This window comes from Halomonas sp. MMSF_3323, assembly GCF_030733595.1.
Lineage (GTDB): Bacteria > Pseudomonadota > Gammaproteobacteria > Pseudomonadales > Halomonadaceae > Halomonas > Halomonas litopenaei.
Genome location: NZ_JASHIT010000009.1, coordinates 115764 through 135501 on the forward strand (window position 1 = coordinate 115764; position 19738 = coordinate 135501).

A 19738-nucleotide genomic window follows, 5' to 3' on the forward strand; every position below is an offset into this window, starting at 1 on the left:
AGGGGGAGGACACAACGCTGTGCCACGGCACCGGCTCAGTCGACGGGCTTCTCGCCGGAGACCTCCGGCGCCGATTCCGTGCCGTGCTCGCGAAAGGACTGCACCGGCATCTCGCGGGGGACTTCCCGTGGCGGCTCGGCCGGGGTCGCCGGCGGCGGTGGTGCCTCGGCGACGCGAAGCTCGCCTACCACCGCCGGGGGGCGGGTCTCGCTCGGGACCAGCAACAGGCCGGCGCGCCTCAGGGCCCGGCCGATGCTCAGGCTGGAGCTCCAGCGGACCAGCGGAGCGGCCATCACCAGGCCGAGCCACACCGGCGTCAGCCAGATGAAGAAGCTCGGGGTGAAGGCCCAGGTCACCAGCGCCCACAAGGCGCCGATCAGTGACCATAGCCAGGTGTGGCGAAAGGCTTCCTTCCAGGGCAGGGCGCGGCCCTCGCGGGACTGTGGATCCCAGGCCACGGTGCGGCCGCTCAGTACCTGAATCACGAAACGACTGTGGAACACCATCATCAAGGGCGCGATGAGCATGGCAAACAGCGTCTCCAGCAGCATGCTGGCGACGAGCCGGGCCCGTCCGCCATAGGCCTGTGGGTTCTGGATCAGCCCCAGCACCAGCCCTAGCACCTTGGGCATCAGCAGCATGCCCAGGGTGCCGATCAGCAGCGGCATGATCAGGTTGGGTGGGGCGATCGGCCAGTCGGGAAACAGCTGCGAACTCGAGGTGAAGAAGTTGGTCGGCACCAGCGCCCGGATCAGGGCGTCGATGGTGCTGATCACCAGGATCGCCAGCCACACCAGCGACGACAGGTAGGCGAGGGCACCGAAGAAGAAGTGCAGACGGCTGAGCACGTGCAGTCCGCGCCCGCCGAGCAGGCGCATATGCTGCAGATTGCCCTGAACCCAGCGCCGGTCGCGCTTGGCGTAGTCGAGGATATGACTCGGCATCTCTTCGAAGCTGCCGCCCAGGTCGGTGCGCATGCGCACCTGCCAGCCGGCACGGCGCAGCAGCGCCGCCTCGACGAAGTCGTGGCTCAGGATATCGCCACCCAGCGGTGGCTTGCCGGGCAGCTCCGGCAGGCCACAGGCATCGGTGAAGGCGTCCACGCGAATGATGGCGTTGTGGCCGAAGTAGTTGGCCGCGGTGGCGTGCCAGAAGCTCAGACCGCTGGCCAGCATCGGCGAGTAGAGTGCAGCAGCGAACTGGTTGGCGCGGCCGAACAGGCTGTCCTGGCGCACCGGAATCGGCACCGTCTGCAACAGGCCAAGGCGCGGGTTGGCCATCATCTCGTCGATCAGCTCGATGACGGTGGTGCCGCTCATCAGGCTGTCGGCGTCGATCACCAGCATGTAGTCGTAGTGGCTGCCCCAACGGGTGCAGAAGTCGCCCAGATTGCCTGCCTTGCGCCCGACGTTACTGTCACGGTGGCGGTAGTGCAGTTGGCAGTGGCCTTCCAGGCGCTTCTGCAGCTCGGCCATGGCGGCCTTTTCCTCGGCCACCACCTCGTCGTCGGTGCTGTCGCTGAGCACGAAGGCTTCCACCTCGATGCCTTGCGGCAGGTCATCCAGATCCTTGCAGGTGGCCTCGAGTCCGGCGGCGACTCGCAGCACGTCCTCGTTGTGGATCGGCATCACCAGGGCGGTGCGGGAGTGGGAGCCTTCGGGCCGCATGGGATAGGAATGGCGCGGCTTCAGGCTCAGCGGGTCACGCCCGGTCAGGTTGAGCACGAAGCCGATCAGCGCGCTCCAGAAGGCCATGGTGATCCAGCCGAAGGTGATCGCGAACAGGCCGATGATCGCCATCTCGAGCGGACTGATGCCCTCCACGTAGAGGATCCTGAACATGGTCCAGACCCCCAGCGCCGTGGTGGCGGCAATGGCCAGGCCGACGCCAAGACGTCGCAGGCGTGGCCAGGGTACCTCGGGAGTATGGGCGTTCATCAGGGGCTCCAGATGCTGTTCCAGGTTTCGCTCAGGCGCTCGCCACGAAGCATGAGGGTCAGGCGGATATCAGCGGGCTGGTCGCCGTCGGGCAGCAGCGTGAAGCTGGCGCGCCAGGTGTCGTTGTCGGGCAGCGGTGTGACCTTGGCCTCGGCGGTCTCGCCGCTGGAGGTGGTCAGGGTCATCTCGACCGGTTGGCTGGCATCGAGTCCCTCGAGCTCACCGCCGCGGAAGTCGATGATGAACTGGCGCAGGCGCTCGTCGGGGGGATCGCTCTGTCCCGGCACACCGCCCCAGCCCTGGCGCGAACGCACCACACGAGCCAGCGGTTCGGCCGTGGGGGTGTCGCCGAAGGTCCAGGTACGATAGCGGTAGGTGCGGGAGTCGCCGGCCATCAGCGGGTTGGCGGGCACCCAGTAGGCGGTGATGTTGTCGTGGGCCTCGCTGTCGGTGGGGATCTCCACCAGCTCGACGTGGCCTTCACCCCACTCGCCCTGGGGTTCGACCCACTGACTGGGGCGACGCTCGTAGCGGGCCTCCATGTCCAGGTAGGCGTTGAAGTGCTGGGGCCGCTGGACCAGGCCATAGCCCTTGGGCGAGGTGTCCTGCAGCCCGGAGATCTGGAGGCTTTCGGGGTTTTCCAGCACGCGCCAGGTCCACTCGCCGGTGCTGGTGGCCATCAGCAGGCCGCTGGAGTCATGTACCCGGATGCGGTAGTCGTCTTCCTGGCGGCGATCCATTTCGCCATGCAGGAACATGCTGGTCAGCGGTGCGACGCCGAGCTTCTCGACGTCTTCCCTGGCAAACAGGCGTGCCTCGGTGTCGACCTGGGTGCGCTTGCCCGGGGCGATGTCGAAGCGGTAGGCGCCGGCCAGAGACGGGCTGTCCAGCAGCGCCAGCACCGTCATGTGGGTATCGCCGGGCTGCGGCTTGACCAGCCAGTATTCACGAAAGGCGGGAAACTCCTCGCCTTGGGGCAGGGCGGTGTCGATGGCCAGGCCACGGGCCGATAGGCCGTAGCCCTGGTCGCGGCCGACCAGACGGAAGTAGGACGCGCCGAGAAATACCGCGAACTCATCCTTGTAGTCGGCGCGGTTGAGCGGGTAGTGGAGGCGAAAGCCGGCATAGCCGAGCCCACTCAGGTCGAGCTCGGCGAGGTCGGCGGCATCGTCGTCGTAGCGAAAGCGCTCAGGCTCGAAGGGCAGCGAGCGTACCTCGCCATCCTCCAGCAGGTGGATATCCACCGGCTGGTCATACAGAAAGCCTGGGTGGAAGAGCTCTACCTCGAAATCGCCATCATCCTTCCACAGTGCCCGCTCATCGCGGTAGCGAATCTGTCGGTAGCGATCGTAGTCCATCTCGGTGAGGGCCTCGGGCAGCTCGGCCGAGGCCTCTTCATAGGGGGACGCGGCCAGTTCCTTGGCCCGGTTCGTGACCTGTTCGAACAGCGCGCCGGTCTCGACGGCCATGGCCGGCGTCGTCAATGCGGCGCTGGTGATGACGCCGACGAAGGCGAGCGCCAGGTTGCGCGAGCCAGGTCGCCGCGGCGCAAGGGTGTGTCGTGCTCGAGATATTGCCGTGTCCAAGTGCGCTCTCCTTGCGAGCGGACGAACGCCCGGTGGCTCGGGTTCGCCCGCTGGGGGTGTAGGGGATCCTTCTGCCGTTCACATCGATGGCATGTTCTATGCGACTTTCTATGCCACTTTCTATGCCACTTTCTATGCCAAATCGAGCCAGCCTTTAATCTAGCCTATTGGCCGAGACAAAAGTTGCAATAGATGTCATTCGAGTGCATTTGAGGGTTTGTGCTAATTCGGGTTCCGTGTCGCCGATTGGCGACGGCGTTGGGGTGGGCAGGTTACTGAGCGGTAACAGGCGAAGTTGGTGCACGAGCTTGCGGTCGAGGCAGCGCGTATCTACTGTGTAGATACGTACAGGAGGGGAGTGATATGGAACTCAAGATTCAGAAGTGGGGCAATAGTGCCGCCATCAGGTTGCCAGTTGAATTGCTTCGACAGCTGGGCCTCAGCGATGGGGATTTGCTGGAAGTCGAGGAAACTTCCCACAGGTTGGTGTTGAAGCCTGTGGCGTCAAAGCCAAAGTATTCCCTGGAGGAATTGCTGGCACGCTGTGATCCCGAGGCTCCCGAGCCTGAAGACCTGGCATCCTGGCAGGAAATGGCCCCGGTAGGGCGTGAAGAATGAAGCGTGACAAATATAGCCGTGGCGATATTGTGCGAGTTCCCCTCAATCCGACCGAAGGACGCGAGCAGCGAGGTGACTTTCGCCCTGCGCTAGTGTTGACGCCAATAGCTTTCAATCATTTTGGTACGGTGGTCGTGGCACCCATCACCCAAGGTGGCAACTTCGCGCGCCACGCAGGCTTTGCGGTACCTCTGAGCGGGACCCGTACGCAGGGGGTAGTGCTGGTCAATCAGATCAGGACTGTCGATCTTGAAGCGAGCGGAGCGCGCAGAGTCGAGTCTGCCCCGGATCACGTCGTCGATGATGCTTTAGCGCGTGTTCGTACGTTATTTGAATAGGCCGTGGTCGCAAATTCTTAGGCGCTGTCCGAAAAGTCGACGAGCGAAGGTTAGACAAGGCAAAAATCGGTGAGAAAGCGCAGTTTACGGGGTGTAAATGAGCATTTTGACCGGGCTGGCGCACCAGCCGATTTTTAACGCCGTATTACCGAGCGCAGGCACTTTTCAGACAAGCCCTAGTGCTGGCATTGCCGCGCCTACCACAGCCAGCTGGATGGTCTGGGCGGCGGCAGGCGCTGGTGCAGGGCACGCCAGCCGACGATGCAGCGGATCACGAACCAGGCGGTGACCAGCAGTGGGGGCAGTGCCAGGCCGATGATCAGCACCGACAGTACCACCGCGGCGACCATGTAGAGCAGGCCGATCCAGAAGGTGCTGATCAGAAACTGGTAGTGGGCACGCAGCCAGGGGGCGGCGTCGGTGCGATAGACGTAGGCGACGACCAGCGCGATCAACAGTGTCACGAATCCGCTCACCAGCCCTGCCAGGTAGAGCAGATAGAGGACGTGGCCGACGCGGGTCTCCGGCGGCGGTGACACTGACGCTGTCGTCACTTCATGTTCCTCGAGCTGTAGAGGCGGTAACGGCGGAAGTCGGGATCGCCACGTTGTTCTTCCAGGGTCTTGGTGTAGCGCTTGTATTCCCACTGGTACTGGGCCGGGTCGAGTGCGATCACCGCCTCGATGCTGGCATTGACCCCGCTGCAGGAGATGGTCTCGTCTTCATCGTAGACGCGCTCGTCGGCGGCCAGGAAGTACAGCGCGAAGCCCCGCCCGGGACGGCGCAGAGCGACGCCGGTCACGACCCTTGCATTGGTGCGCGACACCAGCTTGGGCAACAGGGTGGCAGTGTAGGCGGGGCGCTCGAAGAAGGGCGCGAAAACGCCGCTGCCCCAGCTGGGTTCCTGATCGGGCAGGATGCCGACGGCCTCGGATCGCTTGAGCGCCTTGAGCAGCGCCGCCACGCCTCGGGGGTTGGTCGGCACCAGGCTGGCGCCGCAGCGCTCGCGCCCGGCGCGGATGATCGGGTCCAGCGGTGCCAGCTTGGGCGGCTCGTACATGGCGGTGAAGGGGAAGTGGCTCGACAGCCAGAAGTTCAGCACCTCCCAGTTGCCGAAGTGAGGCGCCAGGATGATCACGCCCTTGCCCTCGGCGCGGGCATCATCCAGCAGTTCGCGGCCATGTACCTCGACGATGCTGTCGGCCACTCGGTCGGGGTCGCCCTGCCAGGCAAAGCCGAGTTCCAGCATGGTGGCGGTGGAATGCTTGAGGCTTTCGCGCCCCAGGGTGGCGCGACGGGCCTCGGTAAGGTCGGGATAGACCACTTCCAGGTTGAGCCTGGTCACCGCGCGTTCGCGCTTGAGCAGGGGGTAGGCCACATTGACCAGGGCGACGCTGAGTCGCCACAGGGTCGTCGGTGACAGACGCGACAGTATCCGCCACAGGCGTGATATCGCGGTAGCCTGGAGTCGCTGTTGCCAGGGGACGTTCATATCAGATCAACCAACTTTCCACATTGTCCGGAGCGCGCTTTTCCTGCAGTGCCTTGAAGCCTTTGACGCAGCGCACGATCAACCACACCGCCAGGGCCAGCAGCAGCGGCAGGCCGATCACGATCAAGGTCAGGATCGAGGCCACGATGCCGTAGAGCAGGCCTATCCAGAAGGTACGGATCTGGTAGCGATAGTGCTCGTCGAGCCACTCGGGGCCCTTGCCACGGTAGACGTAGGCGATGATCACCCCGATCACCGCGGTGAAGCCGGTGACCAGGTTGGCCAGCAGCAGCGCGTAGCCCACCAGCGACATGGTGGTGTCGGCGGGGGGCGTGTCGCCAGGTGAGGGAGGCTCGACAGTGGGTCGTTGAGGCGTAAGGTCGTGTTGGCTCATCCATGGTCCCTTGGGTGCATGTCATACGGCCCCGTTATCATACCCAGCCTGTGCCGCATTGCCATGACAGGCGAAGCGGCCCGCAGGGACGACCGACGTTACTCCAGTTTGAGCGGACGGCTGATCTCCAGCAGGTTGCCGTCCGGGTCGCGAAGATACAGCGACTCGATCTTGCCGGTGGCACCCTGACGTTCCACGGGGCCCAGTTCCACCTCGACCGACAGGGCATCGAGGTGAGCCTTCACCTCAGCCAGCGGCAGATGGCTCTTGAAACAGACGTCGAGGCTGCCTGGGGTAGGGGTGGCGGCCCTGGGGGTCACGTCGGTGGCGGTCCAGTGCAGGCGCAGGGCCAGCTCGCCGAGCATCAGGTCGACCCGCTCGGTATCGCGATAGCGGACGTCCAGGCCCAGAACGCGGGTGTAGAAGTCCACGGCGCGGGAAATATCGGTCACGGTGATGACCAGGTGATCTAGACCTGACAGCATGCCTCTCTCCACAAATGATCCAAGTCCCAGAGAATACGACGATGCCAAGCTGTCCGCTATGCGCAAACCCGACGACGCACCACTTTCATGCGGACGGGCGCCGCGACTATTTTCGCTGCTCGGTATGTGACCTGGTGGCGGTGCCTCCCGAGCAGCGCCTGGGACCGCAGGCCGAGAAGGCGGTCTACGATCAGCACGACAACCGCCCGGATGATCCCGGCTATCGTCGTTTTCTGGGTCGTCTGTTTGATCCCCTGAGCGATCGTCTGTCGCCGGGTGCCGAGGGGCTCGATTTCGGTGCGGGGCCCGGTCCGACGCTGTCGCTGATGTTCGAGGAGGCGGGGTTTGCCACTCGGATCCATGATCCCTACTACCATCCCGCGCCGGAGAACCTGAAGCGGTATTACGACTTCATCACCGCCACCGAGGTGGTCGAGCACCTGTTCGCGCCCGGCCCGGTGCTGTTTGCGCTGGCCCGACAACTGCGACCCGGTGGCTGGCTGGGGCTGATGACCAAGCGCACGCCGGAGGACTTTGCCCGCTGGCACTATATTCGTGATCCCACCCATGTGGTGTTCTTCAGCGAGACGAGCTTTCGCTGGTTGGCCGAGGCACTTGGCATGAGTGTCGACTTCCCCGCGGCCGATGTGGTTCTGATGCGCCGTGACACGAGTCACTGAGGCCGGATTTATGCTTGACCAACAATGCGTTACAGATGCATGGGTGACGCCCTTCGAAAGACATTGACAGGCGCGAAAAGGGGGGTATATTCGCCGCCCAAGAGTCGTCGATACGCACCGCGACGGACGGACTCGAAACATCAACACCCACCCGCCGCCGCCGTCCGCGTCGTCCGCATCGCTGGAGCCCGACTCCTCATGTCTCCCCAACTTCTGGCCATGGCCCTGCCCCCCGTTCTGGGGCTATTCATTCTGGGCATCGGCAACGGTTTTCTGTCTTCGCTTATCACCCTGCGCCTGGACGCCGCCGGTGAATCGCCGGTGGTCATCGGCTGGGTCTCCGGCGCCTACTTCATCGGTCTTGGCCTGGGTGCCCTGTTCAACGACCGGCTGCTGCTCGCTATCGGCCATATTCGTGCCTACGGCAGCTTCGCCTCGCTGGTGGCGGTGACGGTGCTGCTGCAGGGGCTGATCCTGGATCCGGTGGCCTGGTTCGGGCTGCGTCTGATCGGTGGCTGGGCCACGGTCGGGGTCTTCCTGGTGATCGAGAGCTGGCTGCTGGCCTCCGGAGACTCCAAGGTGCGCGGGCGTCTGCTGGCGCTGTACATGATCGCCCTGTACGGCTCAGGTGTGCTCGGTCAGCTGCTTTTGGGCATCACCCAGAATATGGGCGAAACCGCCCCCTTCATGGTCATCGGTGCCCTGGCCTCGCTGTCGGTGCTGCCGATGGCGATGATTCCGCGGGTCACGCCACTGCTCGACAAGGTCGAGCCGCTGTCGCCGCTGCGCCTGATGATCCTCACCCCCACCGGGGTGGTGGGGGCCTTCGGTTCCGGCATGCTGGCGGCCGCAGTGTACGCCCTGATGCCGCTGTATCTGCAGCGTACCGGCTTTGATCTGGCCGAGGTCGGCCAACTGATGGCGATAACGGTACTCGGCGCCATGCTGCTGCAGTATCCGGTGGGCCGCTGGTCGGATCGTCACGACCGCCAGCTGGTGCTGATCCTGATCGGTCTGTTCTGCCTGGCCATCTCGCTGGCGGTGCTGCTGCTGCCGTTGCCGAGCTGGGGGCTGGCCGCGCTGCTGTTCCTGCTGGGCGGTGGCGTCTTCTCGTTGTATCCGGTATCGGTCAGCCACTCGGCGGACCGTGCCCCCGCCGGCGCCCTGGTGCCCATGAGTCAGGGGCTTTTGCTGATCAGCGCGCTTGGCTCCTCGGTCAGTCCGCCTCTGGTCAGCCCGGTGATGGCGGCGCTTGGCGATACCGCCCTGTTCATGGCCTTCGGCGCCCTCGGTGGCGCCCTGGTGCTGTTCTTCGCCTGGCGTCGCCTGGTGCGTCCGGCGCCGGTGCCGGTGGTGCCGTTCTCCCCGGCGACGCCCTTGTCGTCGGTGGGTGCGGAATTCGTGGTCACCGACGAGTGGGTGGCGGGCGCCAAGGAGCACGAGCATATGGAAGACCTGTCCGACGTGGTGCCGGACGTGGACGTGGCCGAGCCCATGGTGGGGCCGCCAGCCGAGGAAGGTCAGTACGTGCCTTATTTCGATGAAGACGGCTACCACGATGGCGTGCTCGAGGTGAACCATCACGAGTCTGATGAAGACGCCGCCGCTATCGAGCCAAGGCCCGTCGAACCCGGCTGGGAGCAGGAGTCGCCGTCGGCGGCTGAGCCGGGCGACGCACCCAAGGGCTGATCAACGTGGCCGGCGAACTTGTCCCTTTGGGTCGCCGTGGGCGGCTCAGAGCTGGCAAGAGGCGCCGGCCTGAGCGGTCAACATGTGGCAGACAGTGGGCCTCAGTTCGGTCCGAACAGCAGCTTGAACAGCGCACGACGTACCGCGGGTGTCGCCTGCTGGCGGGCGTAGGCCAGCAGCACGTCGTGATGGTTGGGATGACGGGCGTTCTGTACCAGGATCTGACGAGCTTGCTGTAGCTGGGTGGCCGACATGACAGTCCCTCCGGAGCATCGGGTGCCCACCATGGGCACTTGAGTCCCACAGTAGTCGCGGTCCTGGCTCGCTCCTTACGATGCCTGGTTGTGCTGCAGCGGCCTATTTCCTTCCCACGTCGAAGACAGATGGTTTTTCTCAAGTGGTATCTGAGCTGCCACCTCCGCTTCTATCTCATCCGCTATCTGCGGCCTCATCGAGCTGCGCCCGCCAGGCCATGATGCGAGCGAAACGCTCTTCCTGGCCATGATCCGTGGGGCGGTAGAAGCGCTCGGTCGGCACTGCCTCGGGCCAGCAGTCGTGGGCCGACCCCGCCGGGTAGCCGTTGGGCTCGGCGTGGGCGTAGCGGTAGCCGTCGCCGTGGCCCAGGGAAGCCATCAGCTTGGTCGGTGCGTTGCGCAGGTAGGTCGGCACCTCCAGGCTCGGCTGGGCCGCGACAAAGGCCTGGGCCTTCTTCCAGGCCTGGTCGATGGCGTTGCTCTTGGGCGCTACCGTCAGGTGGATGGCGGCGTGGGCGATGGCGCGCTGGCCTTCGTAGTCGCCCAGACGCAGGTAGGCATCCCAGGCCGACATGACCAGTGGCAGGCAACGCGGGTCGGCGTTGCCGACGTCCTCCGAGGCGATGGCCGCCAGGCGACGGATGACGTCCAGCGGATCGCCACCGCCCTGGATAAAGCGGGCCATGTACAGAAGGGCGGCGTCGGGGCGCGATGAGCGTACCGACTTGTGCAGTGCCGACAGCAGGTCGTAGTAGTGATCGCCTTGCTTGTCGAAGGCGCTGGCAGTGTGGCCGATGACGTCCTCGAGCGCCTCGCGGGGCAGACGCTCTGCACCGCCTTCCGCCTGGGTGAAGTCGCAGGCGGTCTCCAGAAGGCCCAGGGCGCGCCGGGCGTCGCCGGCCGAGGCGCGCGCCAGTATCGCCAGCACCTCGTCTTCGACGCGGATGTCGCGGTGACCAAGGCCGCGCTCGGGGTCGGCCAGGGCGCGGCGCATGACCTCGATCAGCGCGGCCTCGTCCAGCGCCTTGAGCACATGGACACGGGCCCGGGACAACAGCGCCGAATTGACCTCGAACGAGGGGTTCTCGGTGGTGGCGCCGATCAGCGTCAAGAGCCCCGACTCGACGTGGGGCAGCAGGGCGTCCTGCTGACTCTTGTTGAGGCGGTGGATCTCGTCGAGAAACAATACCGTGGTCTGCCCCTGGCCCTGGGCCACCCGGGCGCGCTCCACCACCTCGCGAATGTCCTTGACCCCGGCCATGACCGCCGACAAGCGCTCCAGCCGTGCGCTGGAGGCGCTGGCGAGGATATCGGCCAGGGTGGTCTTGCCGACGCCGGGTGGCCCCCACAGGATCATCGAGCGTACCTGGCCGGCTTCTACCATGCGCCGCAATGGCTTGCCTGGCCCCACCAGCGACGGCTGGCCCACGTAGTCGTCCAGGGACCTCGGGCGCATGCGCCAGGCCAGGGGCGCGGCGTCTTCCTGGTGGGCCTGTTCGAACATGTCCATCGCCGACTCCTGAGAAGAATGAATTGAGCGCCAGACGTCAACGCTCAGGCGGTGTGTAGGAAATCAACCCTTCTGAATGTGGCAATTTTCGTCGGGCAAAAACTCGATTATGCGTCTAGGGTGATACATTCCGGTTCCCGCACGATCCGGAACCTGACCCGAGAAGGCCAGTCTAAGCTAGGGTGCCTTCAGCTCATGCTGACCACAGGAGGTTTCCGTCATGCCCATGCTAAAGCAACTGCGACGGGATCATGCCAACATGGCGCGCATACTGCACGTCCTGCAACTCAAGCAAAAGACCCTCGCGCAGGGAGAGCGGCCCAACTTCCAGCTCGTCAGGGAGGTGGTTGACTATATTCTCGACTACATGGCGGGTTTCACCCTGCCCCTGGAGCAGATCTGTACCGACCGTCTCAAGGAGCTGGCCCCCGAAAGCGAGGCAGTGGCCGAGCAGCTGTCCGGCGACTACCGCAAGCTCAAGGCCCGGCTGACGCGCCTGTCCCGTGACATCGACATGATCCTGATGGATGTCGCCATCCCCATGGACCAGTTTGCCGATGACCTCAAGCAGTACCTGGACAGCCACCGTGCTTACCTTCGCCAAGAGCGTGAGGAACTCTTCCCGCTGATCAGCGAGCACTTCTCGGACGAAGATCTCGATCGCCTAGCCCACGCCCTGCCGGAGAACGCCACCGCCGAACTTGAGCGACTCCAGGCGGCCTACCCTGAACTCTATGCCGAGCTACGCGAGGAGCCGGTACCCGCCTGATCGGTTTTTCCCTCGTTCGTTCCTTGCTTCTCGAGCATCACGTCGTCGGCCCGAACTCCGGTTCGGGCCGCATGACGTCTGCGCTCACCTCGGCGCGCTGGCGTATCCGTGGGCGCCCTTGCTGCGCTTATGCAGGTCCGCCAATGTCGGGTAGAATGGCGCCCATGTTGATTCAGGTGCCGTTTCCCTTGCTCAGCCTCTTGCCCCTCCTCCTTCCCCGTCTCCGGTCGGCCTCGATGGCGGCCCGATCCGATCGTGGGGGATATTTCCCCGCCGTCCGGCAGTGGCGGTGGGCATGGGCTTTGCCCGTCAGGGAGGAGGCTTGATGGCCGGACCTGTGCTGGTGTTCGACTCCGGCGTGGGCGGGCTTTCCGTGGTGGCGGCGCTCAGACGCCATCTGCCCGATACGGCGCTTGCCTACTGCTGCGACAACGCCATGCTGCCCTACGGTACGCGGCCGGACCCTTGGTTGGTCGAGCGGATCGTCGCGGTGTGCGAGGCGGCGGTGAATCGTACCGGTGCCGATACCCTGGTGGTGGCCTGCAATACCGCCAGCACCCTGGCACTGGAGGCCTTGCGCGAGCGCCTGGACGTGCCGGTGGTGGGCACGGTGCCGGCGATCAAGCCGGCCGCCCAGGCCAGTCGCAGTGGGCATCTGGCACTGCTGGCCACCAGCGCAACGGTCGCCCGGCCCTACACCCAGCGGCTGATCGACAGCTATGCGCCGCACTGCCAGGTCGAGAAGGTGGCCGCCGACGCGCTGGTGGCCGAGGCGGAGCGCGCCATCCAGGGGCACGCTATCGATCCTGCGGTGGTTCGCCAGGCGCTGGCAGCGCTTGTGGAGGATGCCCGTATCGATACGGTGGTGCTGGGCTGTACCCACTTTCCCTTGCTGCGTCGCTGGCTCGACGAGGCCATGCCGCGGGCCGTCACCTGGGTAGACTCCGGCGACGCCATTGCCCGACGGACGGCCCAGGTGGCGGTGGGCCCGGACGCCCGACAGGGCCTCGATGCGGCCTGGGTCACGAGTCTATTGCGGGATTCGTCAGGTGCGACGGACGCCTCGGAAAGGCTGACGCGAGGGCTTGCGTCCTTCGGCTTTGCGGCCCCTTGCCTGCTGGACGTGCCCAGCGCTTGACCCACCTCTTGTACACCGTCCGGCAGCGGCGCTGACCACGCCGCCATCGCCCACGTCATTTGTTTATTGTTCATCGTTTTTCCAGGAGTTTCCGTGGCCATACCCGTCGTTGAACCCGAACGCTATGCCGAACAGCTCGCCGCCAAGCGTGATCGCCTGGTCGAGCAGTTTGCGCGGTTTTCTCCGCCCGAGCTCGAGGTGTATCCGTCACCGCCGAGTCACTACCGGCAACGCTGCGAGTTTCGCGTCTGGCATGAGGGCGACGATCTCTACTATGTGATGTTCGAGGTCAATCCCGAGGACCCCGACGACAAGCGACTGGTACGCATGGACCAGTTCGCGGTGGCCAGCGAGCGCATCAATGCCCTGATGCCGGCGCTGCTCGACGCCATCCGTAACAACCCGGTGATGCGGCGCAAGCTGTTTCAGGTGGAGTTTCTGACCACCCTGGCGGGTGAGACGTTGATCAGCCTGATCTACCACCGCCCGCTGGAAGAAGACTGGGAGCGGGATGCCCGGGAACTCGAGCGCGAGCTTGGGGTGATGATCATCGGCCGCTCACGCAAGCAGCGGCTGGTGCTGACCCGCGACCACGTGTGGGAACGTCTCGAGGTGGACGGACAGGTACTGCACTACCAGCAGGTGGAAAACAGCTTTACCCAGCCCAATGCGCGCATCTGCGCCTCCATGCTGTCCTGGGCACGGGAGGTGACCACGGGCAGCCAGCAGCAGGACCTGGTCGAGCTCTACTGCGGCAACGGCAACTTCACCATCGCCCTGGCAGAGAATTTTCGCCGGGTTCTGGCCACCGAGATCTCGCGCACCTCGGTGGCAAGCGCCAGGGTCAATCTCGAGGCCAACGCGGTGACCAATGCCTTTGTCGCGCGGATGTCTGCCGAAGACTTCTCTTCTGCGCTCAAAGGGGAGAAAACAGGCCGGCGAGTGGACGAGATGTGCCTGGGTGACTATGACTTCTCCACAGTGCTGGTGGACCCACCGCGGGCCGGTCTGGACGCCGACAGCTGTGATCAACTGAGTGAATACCCGCGTATCGTCTATATTTCATGCAATCCGGACACCCTGGCCGTCAATCTCGAACAGCTCACCAGGACGCACCGCATCGTTCGTTTCGCTCTGTTTGACCAGTTCCCCTTCACCCATCACTGTGAGTGCGGGGTCTTGCTGGAACGGCGCTCCTGAGGCGCCAACGAGCCTAACGCAAGCGTGCTGTCAAGGGGGGATGCGTAACCGTCATGCTCCATGAGAAGGCGGGCATCTGGATGGGGGTGGGGTGGGGATTGGCGTAAGCTTGCCGAATGCGCCGGGAGCGCCGGATGCGTAGCGCCGCGCAGCACGCTCGTCACTACCTTTACACAGGCCACAGTGAAGTGGCCGCCGCCAACCGAGGTGAGGATGTTACACGTCGCACAGGATGACAGTCGCGAGGATCTGCTCAAGCAACTCGAGGAAAAGCTGGAAGGACGCCTCGATCAGGAAAAGGCCGGTCTGGTGGGTGACTTCGCTCGCCATTTCTACTCCACGGTGCCGCTGGAGGATCTGAGTGAGCGGCGCCTGGATGATCTGTACGGCGCCACCCTGTCGGTGTGGCACTTCCTGCAGCAGTTCGATCCGGCCTCACCCAAGGTCAAGGTCATGAACCCTGACTTCGAGGAGCACGGCTGGCAGTCGACCCACACCTTTGTCGCGGTGCTGCACGAAGACATGCCGTTTCTGGTCGACTCGGTGCGCATCGAGCTCAACCGTCGTGGCATGACCGTCCACGCCATCCACAATTCGGTCCTGTCGGTCGCTCGTGACAAGCAGCACCGGGTCGAGCGTGTGTCGTCTCCGGGTGAAAAGGACGCCCCCGAGCATCGTGAGTCGCTGATCGCCATCGAGGTGGATCGTCACTCCGACCCCGAGGAGCTGTCGGCCATCGAGCAGAGCATCCACGAGGTGCTGAAGGAAGTGCGCACGGCGGTGGCGGACTTCGATCCGATGCGCGCGCGCATCCGCGAGACCATCGACGAGCTCAAGAATTGCTGCCCGGGCCCGATCGACAAGGCCGATCACGACGAGGCGGTGGCCTTCCTCGAATGGATGCTGGAAGACAACTTCACCTTCCTCGGTTATGACGAGTTCACCGTCGACAAGGACAACGGTGGCCAGAGCCTCAATCAGGTCGATGGCAGCGAGCTCGGTCTGTTCCGTCTGTCCGATGCCCAGTATCGCCAGCGTATCCGCACCGACCAGGGGGTCGAGGGCGATCGCTACGTGCTGGTGCCGCAGCTTCTGTCATTCGCCAAGAGCGCCTTCCACGCCCGCGTCCACCGTCCCACCTATCCGGATTACGTGACCATCGATCGCTATGACGACAAGGGCAACGTCATCGGCGAGCGTCGCTTCCTGGGGCTGTTCACCGCTGGGGTCTACAACGACTCGCCGCGTCATATTCCGATCCTGAGGCGCAAGCTCAAGACGGTGATGGATATCGCCGGCTTCAACCCCAAGGGCCACAACGGTAAGCAGCTGACCCAGATCCTCGAGGTCTATCCCCGCGACGACCTGTTCCAGATCGACACCGACGAACTGGCCCAGACGGCGCTGGGTATCCTCGATATCCGTGAACGCCGTCGGGTGCGGCTGTTCATCCGCGAGGATCGTTTCGGTCGCTTCTATTCGTGCCTGGTGTTCGTACCGCGCGATGTGTTCTCGACCGAGCTTCGTCTGCGTCTGCAGAACCTGCTGTGCGAGGAACTCGACGCCACCTTCGGCGACTTCAACACCTACCTGTCCGAATCGGTGCTGGCGCGGATCCAGTTCATCCTACGCTTCAACGGCGACACGCCGACCGACTACGACATCAAGGCGCTGGAAGAGAAGCTGGCGCGGCTCGCCCGCAACTGGCGTGACGATCTGCTCAATGCCGCCATCGAAGGCTTCGGCGAGGAACACGCCAACCAGCTACTGGATCGCTTCCGCGACGCCTTCCAGGCCAGCTACCAGGAAGACTTCAGCGCCCGCACCGCGGTCTACGACCTGCAGCACATCGGCGAGCTGGACAACGGCAAGCCGCTGGCGCTGTCGCTGTACCGACTGATCGAGGAAGAGGGCAGCGGCGTCAACCTCAAGCTGTTCCACAAGCGCAAGCCGATTCCGCTGTCCGACGTGCTGCCGATGATGGAAAACCTGGGGCTCAGGGTCATCGGTGAGCGCCCCTACGAGGTCGAGGCGGTGGACGAGAGCTACTGGATCCACGACTTCGATCTGGAGCATCACACTGACACCGAGGTCAACCTGCAGGAGATGCGCAAGCCGTTCATCGAGGCCTTCCAGCGCATCTGGGCCGGCGAGGCGGACAATGACCGCTTCAACCGTCTGATCATCGGCGCCAACCTCGACTGGCGTGAAGTGGCGATGCTGCGCTCCTACGCGCGTTATCTGAAGCAGATCCGCTTCGGCATCTCCCAGAACTTCATCGCCAATGCACTGGTGGCCCACCCGCAGATCACCCGCGAGCTGGTGACCCTGTTCGAGCTGCGCTTCGATCCCGAGGATCGTCCCGCCGAGGGTGAGATCGAGGCCTGCGTAGAGCGCATCAATGGCCTGCTCGACGACGTCGCCAGCCTCAACGACGACCGGCTGCTGCGTCGTTACGTGGAGCTGATCCAGGCGACCCTGCGCACCAACTACTATCAGAAGACCGAAGATGGCGGCTTCAAGGACTACCTGTCGTTCAAGCTGGAACCGTCCAAGGTCACCGGCATGCCCAAGCCGCGCCCGATGTTCGAGATCTTCGTCTGCTCGCCGCGGGTCGAGGGTGTTCACCTGCGTGGTGGCAAGGTCGCCCGTGGCGGCCTGCGCTGGTCGGATCGCCACGAGGACTTCCGTACCGAGGTGCTCGGGCTGGTCAAGGCGCAGCAGGTCAAGAACTCGGTGATCGTGCCGGTGGGGGCCAAGGGCGGCTTCGTGTGCAAGCGCATGCCGGAAGGTGCCGATCGCGAGACCACCCAGAAGGAAGGCATCGCCTGCTACCAGACCTTCATCCGCGCGCTGCTGGACGTGACCGACAATCTGGTCGGTGGCGAGGTCGTCGAGCCGAAGAACGTGGTACGCCACGACGAGGCGGACCCCTACCTGGTGGTGGCGGCCGACAAGGGCACCGCCACCTTCTCCGACATCGCCAACGAGATTTCCATCGAGTATGGCCACTGGCTGGGTGACGCCTTTGCTTCCGGCGGCGCCAACGGCTACGACCACAAGAAGATGGGCATCACCGCCAAGGGCGCCTGGGAGTCGGTCAAGCGTCACTTCCGTGGCCTCGGCATCAATACCCAGTCCGACGAGTTCAGCGTGGTCGGTATCGGTGACATGGCCGGTGACGTCTTCGGCAACGGCATGCTGCTGTCCGAGACCATTCGCCTGGTCGGTGCCTTCAACCATATGCACATCTTCGTCGACCCGACGCCGGATGCGGCCAGTACCTTCAAGGAGCGTAAGCGCCTGTTCGAGATGCCGCGCTCCAGCTGGGAAGACTATGACACTTCGTTGATCTCCGAAGGCGGCGGTGTCTTCTCCCGTGCGGCCAAGTCGATCAAGATCACGCCGCAGATGAAGGAGGTCTTCGGCATCAGCGAAGACAAGCTGCCGCCCAATGAGCTGATCCAGGCGATGCTGCGCTCGAAGGTCGACCTGATCTGGAACGGCGGCATCGGCACCTACGTCAAGGCCAGCACCGAGACCGACGCCGAGGTCGGCGACAAGGCCAACGACGTGCTGCGCATCGACGGCAAGGAACTGAACTGCCGAGTGGTAGGAGAGGGCGGCAACCTTGGCCTGACCCAGCGCGGGCGCATGGAGGCGGCGGCGCGTGGTGTGCGCGTCAACACCGACTTCATCGACAACGCTGGCGGGGTCAACTGCTCCGACCATGAGGTCAACATCAAGATCCTGATCGATGAGGTGGTGGCCAACGGTGACATGACCGACAAGCAGCGCAATCAGCTGCTGGCGGACATGACCGAGGAAGTCAGCGAGCTGGTGCTGACCGACAACTATCGTCAGACCCTGGCGCTGGATCTGTCCGAGCGGCTGTCCCACCAGGGGATCGGGCCCTATCGCCGCTTTATCAGCGAACTGGAAGCGGCCGGTCAGATCGATCGCGAACTCGAGTTCCTGCCCTCCGACGAGGAGCTCCAGGAGCGTTCCGCCAATGACCAGGGCATGGTGTTGCCGGAGCTGTCGGTACTGATCTCCTACGCCAAGAGCACGCTCAAGGGCGACCTGATCGCCTCCGACGTGCCCGACGACGAGATCATCGCCCAGCACGCCACCCGGGCCTTCCCCCAGAGCCTGGTGGAGCGCTACCGCGACCAGGTCCTGAGCCACCGCCTGAAGCGCGAAATCGTGGCGACCCAGCTGGCCAACGATCTGGTCGACCACATGGGCATCGTGTTCACCCGCCGGCTGATCGACTCCACCGGCATGGGGCGTGCGGACATCGCGCGGGCCTACGTCATCGCCCGTGACAGCTTCCAGCTGCCCAAGCTGTGGGAGCAGATCGAAGCGCTCGACAATCAGGTCTCGACCGATATCCAGTACGGAATGATGCTCGACCTGATGCGCATGATTCGCCGCGCTTCACGCTGGTTCCTGCGCCATCGTTCGGGCCAGGCTGCCGGTGACTGCATCGAGTACTACCAGCCGCGTATTGCCCAGCTGCAGGAGAATATCGGCAAGCGTCTGCGTGGCGAGGAACTCGAGGCCTGGCAGGCCCGCCGTGACGAACTCGTCGACGCCGGGGTGCCCGAGGCGCTGGCCTCCACCGTGGCCGCGGCCGATAGCCTGTACGCGGCGCTGGGCATCATCCAGACCGCCCGCCAGGTCAACGAGAAGCCGCAGAAGGTGGCCGAGGTCTGCTACGAGATCGGCGCCCGTCTGGAGCTGCCGTGGATGATCCAGCAGGTTACCGCCTTGCCGGTGAAGGATAGCTGGCAGGCCCAGGCGCGGGAGACCTTCCGCGACGACATCGAGCGTCAGCAGATGGCGTTGACCGCCAGCGTGATGAAGATGGAGAGCGGCGCCCGCGATACCGCCGGACGTGTCGATCAGTGGCTCAAGCACCACGAGTCCATGCACAAGCGCTGGTGCCGCCTGATCAACGAGGTCGACAGTGGCGCCCAGGGCGGCTTCCCGCTGTTTGCCGTGGCGGTGCGTGAGCTGGTGGATCTGGCCGAGAGCAACAGCGAGGTCTAGACCCCGGGTCAGTGAGTCGACCACTAGAGGACGCCCACGGGCGTCCTCGTCGTAGCCGACACCGATCGAGTGAATCCGTGACGTTGGTTCACACAAGGTGGCGGTTCACACCAGGTGGCGGTTCACACAATGCAAGAAGGGCGCCCCTGGGGGCGCCCTTCTTGCGTCTGGCCTTCGTAGGCCTTGTCGGCAACCAACGGACCGAGGCTTAGCGGCAGCTGATGCTCCAGATCGCCTTGAAGCCTTCGCTATCGTCGTTCAGCGCCGCCAGGTTGGTGTCTTCGTTGACGGTGCCGCCTTCGACCATGGCCTCGGCGCGCTCACGCTTTTCCGGGCTGGTGTTGGGGCCAAGCACCTGTTGCTCCTCGATGATGAATTCGTCGCGATCCTGGGCCTCGCACTGCTCCAGTGCGCGTTCCTTTGCCTCTTCCAGGGCTTCCTGGCGATCATCGCCGAGCCCGGTGACGATGTAGTCGGTGCTCTCTTTCTCCATCGAGGCGCTGTCGCTGGCGCAGCCGGCAAGGCCGAGGGCGGCAACGGCGCCGAGGGCAAGCATCATGGGGCGAGTCTTGATCATCATGCGGTCTCTCCTT

The 19738-nt window shown here is 64.3% G+C and carries 17 protein-coding genes; 8 read left to right on the forward strand and 9 right to left on the reverse strand.

The annotated features are described in order from the left end of the window. Positions 1 to 35 precede the first annotated feature (35 nt). Both mdoH and RBB39_RS06450 read right to left on the reverse strand, forming a co-directional pair. Positions 36 to 1937, reverse strand: a complete 1902-nt coding sequence (mdoH, locus tag RBB39_RS06445; protein WP_045991957.1) for a glucans biosynthesis glucosyltransferase MdoH — start codon at positions 1935 to 1937, stop codon at positions 36 to 38. Next, the gene (locus RBB39_RS06450) at positions 1937 to 3523 is read right to left on the reverse strand and encodes a glucan biosynthesis protein (protein ID WP_239452519.1); all 1587 of its coding nucleotides are present in this window, start codon (positions 3521 to 3523) and stop codon (positions 1937 to 1939) included. Before RBB39_RS06450 ends, mdoH begins: the two co-directional genes overlap by 1 nt. 363 nt (positions 3524 to 3886) lie before the next feature. On the opposite strand from RBB39_RS06450, the gene RBB39_RS06455 reads away from it, so the two are divergent. Further along, positions 3887 to 4141 carry an AbrB/MazE/SpoVT family DNA-binding domain-containing protein gene (locus tag RBB39_RS06455; protein WP_045991958.1) on the forward strand — a complete coding sequence of 85 codons (255 nt, stop codon included), beginning with the start codon at positions 3887 to 3889 and terminating at the stop codon, positions 4139 to 4141. After that, entirely contained in the window at positions 4138 to 4479 is a 342-nt protein-coding gene (locus tag RBB39_RS06460; RefSeq protein ID WP_083970281.1) for a type II toxin-antitoxin system ChpB family toxin, read from the forward strand. Before RBB39_RS06455 ends, RBB39_RS06460 begins: the two co-directional genes overlap by 4 nt. A gap of 197 nt (positions 4480 to 4676) precedes the next feature. Here the strand turns inward: RBB39_RS06460 and RBB39_RS06465 are convergent, their stop codons facing one another. From RBB39_RS06465 to RBB39_RS06480, 4 genes are all read right to left on the reverse strand, one after another. Then, on the reverse strand, positions 4677 to 5033 hold the full coding sequence (locus tag RBB39_RS06465; protein ID WP_231498501.1) for a hypothetical protein: 357 nt from the start codon (positions 5031 to 5033) through the stop codon (positions 4677 to 4679). Further along, positions 5030 to 5971, reverse strand: coding sequence for a lysophospholipid acyltransferase family protein (locus RBB39_RS06470; RefSeq protein ID WP_045994905.1), 942 nt, complete (start codon positions 5969 to 5971; stop codon positions 5030 to 5032). The genes RBB39_RS06465 and RBB39_RS06470 overlap by 4 nt, the downstream gene beginning before the upstream one ends. Before the next feature lies 1 nt (position 5972). Further along, entirely contained in the window at positions 5973 to 6365 is a 393-nt protein-coding gene (locus tag RBB39_RS06475; protein ID WP_045994904.1) for a DUF4870 domain-containing protein, read from the reverse strand. A gap of 98 nt (positions 6366 to 6463) precedes the next feature. Next, a complete protein-coding gene (locus RBB39_RS06480; RefSeq protein ID WP_045994903.1) occupies positions 6464 to 6850 on the reverse strand; it encodes a VOC family protein in 387 nt (128 codons plus the stop codon). Positions 6851 to 6891: 41 nt separating this feature from the next. Here RBB39_RS06480 and RBB39_RS06485 point away from each other — a divergent pair, with 41 nt between their 5' ends. Together RBB39_RS06485 and RBB39_RS06490 are read left to right on the forward strand one after the other, a co-directional pair. After that, on the forward strand, positions 6892 to 7530 hold the full coding sequence (locus RBB39_RS06485) for a class I SAM-dependent methyltransferase (protein ID WP_045994902.1): 639 nt from the start codon (positions 6892 to 6894) through the stop codon (positions 7528 to 7530). A gap of 198 nt (positions 7531 to 7728) precedes the next feature. Beyond that, positions 7729 to 9219, forward strand: coding sequence for an MFS transporter (locus RBB39_RS06490; protein WP_083970655.1), 1491 nt, complete (start codon positions 7729 to 7731; stop codon positions 9217 to 9219). 101 nt (positions 9220 to 9320) lie between these two features. Here RBB39_RS06490 and RBB39_RS06495 read toward each other — a convergent pair whose 3' ends face one another. Both RBB39_RS06495 and RBB39_RS06500 read right to left on the reverse strand, forming a co-directional pair. Then, on the reverse strand, positions 9321 to 9473 hold the full coding sequence (locus RBB39_RS06495; protein WP_156088597.1) for a hypothetical protein: 153 nt from the start codon (positions 9471 to 9473) through the stop codon (positions 9321 to 9323). Positions 9474 to 9648: 175 nt separating this feature from the next. Next, positions 9649 to 10983: a replication-associated recombination protein A gene (locus tag RBB39_RS06500; RefSeq protein ID WP_124802444.1), complete on the reverse strand. Its 1335-nt coding sequence runs from the start codon at positions 10981 to 10983 to the stop codon at positions 9649 to 9651. 226 nt (positions 10984 to 11209) lie between these two features. Here RBB39_RS06500 and RBB39_RS06505 point away from each other — a divergent pair, with 226 nt between their 5' ends. The 4 genes from RBB39_RS06505 (at position 11210) to RBB39_RS06520 (ending at position 19145) form a co-directional block, all read left to right on the forward strand. Continuing rightward, a complete protein-coding gene (locus RBB39_RS06505) occupies positions 11210 to 11752 on the forward strand; it encodes a hemerythrin domain-containing protein (RefSeq protein ID WP_045994910.1) in 543 nt (180 codons plus the stop codon). Between the two features lie 325 nt (positions 11753 to 12077). Next, positions 12078 to 12890, forward strand: coding sequence for a glutamate racemase (gene murI, locus RBB39_RS06510; RefSeq protein ID WP_045994899.1), 813 nt, complete (start codon positions 12078 to 12080; stop codon positions 12888 to 12890). Between the two features lie 93 nt (positions 12891 to 12983). Further along, on the forward strand, positions 12984 to 14090 hold the full coding sequence (gene trmA / locus RBB39_RS06515; protein WP_306168930.1) for a tRNA (uridine(54)-C5)-methyltransferase TrmA: 1107 nt from the start codon (positions 12984 to 12986) through the stop codon (positions 14088 to 14090). A 213-nt stretch (positions 14091 to 14303) separates the two neighbouring features. Then, positions 14304 to 19145 (forward strand): NAD-glutamate dehydrogenase, encoded by a 4842-nt coding sequence (locus RBB39_RS06520; RefSeq protein WP_045994897.1) that lies wholly within the window; start codon positions 14304 to 14306, stop codon positions 19143 to 19145. 208 nt (positions 19146 to 19353) lie between these two features. Here the strand turns inward: RBB39_RS06520 and RBB39_RS06525 are convergent, their stop codons facing one another. Then, positions 19354 to 19725 (reverse strand): hypothetical protein, encoded by a 372-nt coding sequence (locus RBB39_RS06525; protein ID WP_045994896.1) that lies wholly within the window; start codon positions 19723 to 19725, stop codon positions 19354 to 19356. Positions 19726 to 19738 lie beyond the last annotated feature (13 nt).

What these genes read in the sequence shown, in the direction of transcription:
- RBB39_RS06500 (WP_124802444.1), bottom strand. Translation starts at nt 10,983, where the DNA reads ATGGACATGTTCGAACAGGCCCACCAGGAAGACGCCGCGCCCCTGGCC.
- RBB39_RS06520 (WP_045994897.1), top strand. Translation starts at nt 14,304, where the DNA reads ATGTTACACGTCGCACAGGATGACAGTCGCGAGGATCTGCTCAAGCAA.
- RBB39_RS06455 (WP_045991958.1), top strand. Translation starts at nt 3,887, where the DNA reads ATGGAACTCAAGATTCAGAAGTGGGGCAATAGTGCCGCCATCAGGTTG.
- RBB39_RS06480 (WP_045994903.1), bottom strand. Translation starts at nt 6,850, where the DNA reads ATGCTGTCAGGTCTAGATCACCTGGTCATCACCGTGACCGATATTTCC.
- RBB39_RS06505 (WP_045994910.1), top strand. Translation starts at nt 11,210, where the DNA reads ATGCTAAAGCAACTGCGACGGGATCATGCCAACATGGCGCGCATACTG.
- RBB39_RS06460 (WP_083970281.1), top strand. Translation starts at nt 4,138, where the DNA reads ATGAAGCGTGACAAATATAGCCGTGGCGATATTGTGCGAGTTCCCCTC.
- murI (WP_045994899.1), top strand. Translation starts at nt 12,078, where the DNA reads ATGGCCGGACCTGTGCTGGTGTTCGACTCCGGCGTGGGCGGGCTTTCC.
- RBB39_RS06485 (WP_045994902.1), top strand. Translation starts at nt 6,892, where the DNA reads ATGCCAAGCTGTCCGCTATGCGCAAACCCGACGACGCACCACTTTCAT.
- RBB39_RS06525 (WP_045994896.1), bottom strand. Translation starts at nt 19,725, where the DNA reads ATGATGATCAAGACTCGCCCCATGATGCTTGCCCTCGGCGCCGTTGCC.
- RBB39_RS06495 (WP_156088597.1), bottom strand. Translation starts at nt 9,473, where the DNA reads ATGTCGGCCACCCAGCTACAGCAAGCTCGTCAGATCCTGGTACAGAAC.
- mdoH (WP_045991957.1), bottom strand. Translation starts at nt 1,937, where the DNA reads ATGAACGCCCATACTCCCGAGGTACCCTGGCCACGCCTGCGACGTCTT.
- RBB39_RS06475 (WP_045994904.1), bottom strand. Translation starts at nt 6,365, where the DNA reads ATGAGCCAACACGACCTTACGCCTCAACGACCCACTGTCGAGCCTCCC.
- RBB39_RS06490 (WP_083970655.1), top strand. Translation starts at nt 7,729, where the DNA reads ATGTCTCCCCAACTTCTGGCCATGGCCCTGCCCCCCGTTCTGGGGCTA.
- RBB39_RS06470 (WP_045994905.1), bottom strand. Translation starts at nt 5,971, where the DNA reads ATGAACGTCCCCTGGCAACAGCGACTCCAGGCTACCGCGATATCACGC.